Origin of the sequence: Nitratireductor sp. GCM10026969 (genome assembly GCF_042660605.1) — a bacterium.
GTDB lineage: Bacteria > Pseudomonadota > Alphaproteobacteria > Rhizobiales > Rhizobiaceae > Chelativorans.
In genome coordinates this window covers 12,367-17,301 of sequence record NZ_JBHSUM010000085.1, presented here as the reverse complement: position 1 = coordinate 17,301, position 4,935 = coordinate 12,367, and the positions used below count along the sequence as shown (strand labels likewise).

The window sequence follows — 4,935 nt, the reverse complement described above, 5'->3', positions numbered from 1 at the left end:
GGCCCGCGCGTGGTCGACCACGACGACGGGCTTTTGCGGGGCGGAAGCCTGCGGCGGGAGGGAAACATAGACGAGCGCCGCTGCCGCTGCCGACAGCGCCATGACCGCGCCGACGGCACCGCTCTGCAGTCGTCGGCGCCTGTCGGCCGCCAGCAATTGCAGACGCCTGACGGCCCGCCGCGGCAGGCTTTCCCGGATGGTGAAGGTCGGCACATAGGTGCCCAGCGGCAGGGCTATGCGCACCGGATCGTCCCGCCCATGCGTGGCATAATATTCGTCGAGGGCACGGCGCAGATGCCCGGCGGCGATGCGGACGATCGGATCGACGGAAGCGTCGAAATTGGAATCGCGCCCAAAGACGTCGACGGCGACGGTAAAGGCCTTGATGCGGGCCGCGCGGCCGGCCACCGTCTCCTCGACGACGAATTTGAGAAAGCGCTTGTTGCGTTCCGAAGCACGGAAATGCTCGCTGGCCAGCAGCTTGCCCAGCGCCTCGAGGCGATAGTCGCCGGCCCCTGAAGAAAGTGCTTTCGCCTTCCCGGAGCGATTGTTCTCGCGTTGCGGATTCTTGTCGTCGTCAGTCGTTGATGTGAGGCCGTTCATGCTTGCCAGGATGCCTTGGAGCTCTTGTTTCGTTTTCTCGCCTCCGTGCCCGCACGTGGATACGCGGCGCAAGCACGGCAGCCCTGCGGCGGCTCTACTCCCGACCCTATCGTCGCCCTTTTCTCGACAGTCCCTTACGAATGTTCAACGCGCGCAAAACAAGCCGGCGTGCATAGACAAGCCGGATCGGAATCGGCGCTCTCAGGCGCTCCAGATCCCTGCACGACCGGTCGATCTTGAGAAGCAGACATCCCAGCTCGTGTGTGCTGATCGTCTCTTCCTCGGCCAGCCAACGCGACATGCGCCCGGTATTCTCCCCGATCGGGATTCCGGGAAACGGATCATATGCCATGGCTGCCCGCCGCGGGATAAGGCGCGAAGCCGATGATTTCCGGCATGGCGGCCATGGCAGTGTCCGCAAAAGCATCGTACTGGCATGGAGATGAACCGGGCCGGTCTTATGCGCAAATAAGAGCGGCGGGCGCGAATTGCCGATTGCCGCGGCGGCCGTCGGGTGCAAGCGTGGCGATTGATGAAAAGTGTGGGGGGCCGATGACACTCACGAACCTGCTTTTCCTGCTGACTTCCACCGCGGCGTTCATTGCCGCCGCGAGCGCGGCCAAGAACTGGGCGCTCTCGGACAACAACTTGGGTTGGCTGGCGCTGACGCTCGGCCTCTACACGATCGGCAATCTCGTGATGCTGCGGCTGATCCGCGATGTGGGCATGGGCATTGCGCTCAGCCTGTCGGCCGTCGTGCAGTTGATCGCGGTGAACGCCGTGGCCCTTCTCGTCTTCGGCGAGCGTGTAACCGGCCTGCAGGGCGCCGGCCTCGTCCTCGCCATCATGGCCGTCGCGCTGATCACGCTTTCTCCCTCGACGTGAGAGGAAAAGCCACCGGGCGAAGCGATGAAGAGAAACAGAAAGGATGGTGCTGCGAGCGAGGATTGAACTCGCGACCTCTCCCTTACCAAGGGAGTGCTCTACCACTGAGCTACCGCAGCGCCGGGAGTCGGGCGGCGTTCTGCCATATCGATCCGCCGAGCGCAAGCGCTACCTCGAAAGGCGATGCGCTTTCGGCGAGCGTCTTTGCACCGGCCGCTGCTTTGCTTCTTTGCGGGTGGCAAGACCTTTGCTCGCCGGGGCCAGCCTGCCGAACAGGCCGGCACCTTCCGGATACAATGTACCAAGCGGCTCCCAAATAAGATCTCCCCCGGAACGGGGGAGATCTCTTGTCCTTCGTGCGAGGTCTCGCGAGACCTACAGCACGCCGGTGACCTGCTGCAACTCGTCGAACAGAGGGTTGGAACGTTCGCCGGGACCCGCGTCCTGCATCGCGGTGTCGTTGGCTGCCTGCGCGCCTCCGGTATGGACCCCGCCCAACGCTTCGTCCAACAGTTCCTGCAGGCTCGGCGTGTCGTCGTCGACCGACGGAGCGCTCGCGCCTTTCCTTTCGTTGAAGACGGCCCCCAGAAGGGTCGATTTGGTCGTAGCGTTCGCCATCTCGCCCGCCGGCACGGAGACCACCGTCGGGTCGGTGGAAAACGTTCCGTCGCCCGAGCCGTGGAAGATCGCCATCTTGCCGTGCATGAGGCTGACATAATCAAGGATGCCGTCGCCGTTAGCGTCGACAAGGTTCGTGGTCTGGCCTCCAAACAGATCGTGGTACCCAGCCCAGTCGCCCTTGAGAGTTGTCGTTTTTTCCTGTCCGGAGAAGGTTCCGTCACCACGACCGAGGAGAACATGAACGGTCGTCTGGAAGCCGTTGTCGCTGGCGAACAAGTAATCCGCATTCCCGTCGCCGTTGAGGTCGGCGATCTGCGTCGTCTTGTCGGTCCACTTCCCCTCCAGTCCCTTCGAAGGGCTGGTGATGCGGCTGGTGGAAAAACCACCGTTACCGTCGCCGAGGAAGACGGCGATCTCACCGCGAGCGGCATGCATGTAGTCGAGGTTGCCGTCGTTGTTCAGATCGGCGAAGCGCGTGGTCTGGTCAAAATGGTCGCCGGCAAAGTCTCCGTTCATTCTGGTCGTTTTCTGACCGGAGAACGTCCCGTCGCCATTGCCGAAATGCACGGCTATGTTGGTCTGGAAAAGATTGTCGTTGGCATACACATAGTCCAGATTGCCGTCATTGTTGATATCGACCAGTTCCGTTGTTTCATAGGCATCGTCTCCCGACTTCGTTGCACCGAAATTGGTGGTCACCGGGTTGGTGGAGAACGTGCCGTCTCCGTTGCCGAACAGGGCCGACAGCTTGCCGTTTTTCGCGGAGACGTAGTCGAGCACGCCATCGTTGTTCAGATCCACAAGGCGTGCGGCCTGACCGCCATCGTAGATGTGACTGCCGGCGAGGTCTCCGTTCACCTTGGTCGTTATCGGAGCGTCATAGGACGAGCCGTTCCAATGGTAGGAGCGTATGACCGTCGTGCGGCCGTTGTCTTCGGCGTGCACAAGGTCGGGGCCTCTATCCTTACCGCCGTTACCATTGTCGAACTCCACCGTCTTCGAACCGCCTTCGTTGCCGTTGACGTCGGTGACCGTGGCCTTCACCTGACCGCTCTTCTGTTCGGTCGGGGCTTCGATGGACCAGTTGCCGTCCTCACCCGTCGTCACCGTCTTCGTCGTTCCGTCCGGCCAGGCGACCTCCACATTCGAGTTGGCTTCTGCCGTACCCGAGGCTTCCGGCTGGCCGTCGCCGTCGCCGTCGTCGACCGTGAGCGTCGGCGCCTTCGGTGCCGTCTTGTCGGTGTAGTCCTCCTTCGCCGCCTCGCTCTCGTTGCCGTTGACGTCGGTGGCCGTGGCCGTCACCTTGCCGTTCTTCTGCACCGTCTCGCTTTCGACGGACCACTTGCCCTCGGGGCCGGCCGTCGTCGTCGTCCTCGTGCCGTCCGGCCAGGTCACCGTCACCTTCGAGCCGGTCTCGGCCTTGCCGCTGGCCTCCGGCTTCCCGTCGCCGTCGCCGTCGTCGACCGTGATCGTCGGCGCCTTCGGCGCGGTCTTGTCGGTGTAGTTTTCCGTCGCCGAGTCGCCATCGTTGCCGTTGACGTCGGTGGCCATGGCCGCGACCCGGCCACTCTTCTGGACGGCATCGCTTTCCACGGACCACTTGCCCTCGTCGGTGGTCGTCGTCTTAACCGTTCCGTCCGGCCAGGTGACCGTCACCTCGGATTTGGGCTCTGCCGTGCCCGAGGCCTCCGGCCGGCCGTCGCCGTCGCTGTCGGTGACCGTGAACTTCGGCTTTTGCGGCGGCGTATTGTCGACGTAGTTCGTCTCCCCCGGCTCCCCGTCACCGTCGGCGGCCTTCACCTCACCGTTGTGGTCCGCCTTCGGCGAATTGCTTTCATCGCGGTCTGCGTCGCTGACCGTGGCTGTCACCTTACCGTTCTTCTGGACGGTCTTGCTTTCCACGGACCACTCGCCGTGCTGGTTGGACTCCGTCTTTGATGTCGACCCGTCCGGCCAGGCCACCGTCACCGTGGCATGGCTCCTTGTCACGCCCGAGGCTTCCGGCCGGCCGTCGCCGTCGCCGTCGGTGACCGTGACACTCACCTCATCCGGGTTGGTGTAGTTTTCCGTCTTCGAACCGCCTTCGTTGCCGTTGACGTCGGTGACCGTGGCCTTCACCTGACCGCTCTTCTGTTCGGTCGGGGCTTCGATGGACCAGTTGCCGTCCTCACCCGTCGTCACCGTCTTCGTCGTTCCGTCCGGCCAGGTGACCTCCACATTCGAGTTGGCTTCTGCCGTACCCGAGACTTCCGGCTGGCCGTCGCCATCGCCGTCGTCGACCGTGAGCGTCGGCTTTTGCGGCGGCGTATTGTCGGTGTAGTCCTCCTTCGCCGCCTCGCTCTCGTTGCCGTTGACGTCGGTGGCCGTGGCCTTCACCTTGCCGTTCTTCTGCACCGTCTCGCTTTCGACGGACCACTTGCCCTCGGGGCCGGCCGCCGTCGTCGTCGACGTCGTGCCGTCCGGCCAAATCACCGTCACCTTCGAGCCGGCCTCGCCCGTGCCGCTGGCCTCCGGCTTCCCGTCGCCGTCGGAATCGGTGACCGTGAGCGTCGGCGCCTTCGGTGCCGTCTTGTCGGTGTAGTCCTCCTTCGCCGCCTCGCTCTCGTTGCCGTTGACGTCGGTGGCCGTGGCCTTCACCTTGCCGTTCTTCTGCACCGTCTCGCTTTCGACGGACCACTTGCCCTCGGGGCCGGCCGTCGTCGTCGACGTCGTGCCGTCCGGCCAAATCACCGTCACCTTCGAGCCGGTCTCGGCCTTGCCGCTGGCCTCCGGCTTCCCGTCGCCGTCGCCGTCGTCGACCGTGATCGTCGGCGCCTTCGGCGCGGT

2 protein-coding genes, 1 tRNA gene and 1 pseudogene are annotated in these 4,935 nt (G+C 64.0%); 1 reads left to right on the top strand and 3 read right to left on the bottom strand.

Going from position 1 to position 4,935, the window contains the following annotated elements:
* Positions 1–603 (bottom strand): annotated as a pseudogene (locus tag ACFP9U_RS16280) (hypothetical protein); the annotation flags it as partial.
* Positions 604–1,155: 552 nt separating this feature from the next.
* Between ACFP9U_RS16280 and ACFP9U_RS16275 the strand changes: the two are divergent.
* Complete coding sequence (locus ACFP9U_RS16275; RefSeq protein WP_378623008.1) at positions 1,156–1,488, top strand: hypothetical protein; 333 nt, start codon at positions 1,156–1,158, stop codon at positions 1,486–1,488.
* A gap of 44 nt (positions 1,489–1,532) precedes the next feature.
* On the opposite strand, the gene ACFP9U_RS16270 is transcribed toward ACFP9U_RS16275, so the two are convergent.
* Positions 1,533–1,607: transfer RNA gene (locus ACFP9U_RS16270), tRNA-Thr, on the bottom strand.
* A 256-nt stretch (positions 1,608–1,863) separates the two neighbouring features.
* Positions 1,864–4,935, bottom strand: a 3,072-nt coding sequence (locus ACFP9U_RS16265; protein ID WP_378623006.1) for an Ig-like domain-containing protein, incomplete at its 5' end; no start/stop codon positions are given.

Bases quoted from the DNA above. Each gene is read 5' to 3' on its own strand.
- ACFP9U_RS16275 (WP_378623008.1), top strand. From the start codon at position 1,156: ATGACACTCACGAACCTGCTTTTCCTGCTGACTTCCACCGCGGCGTTC.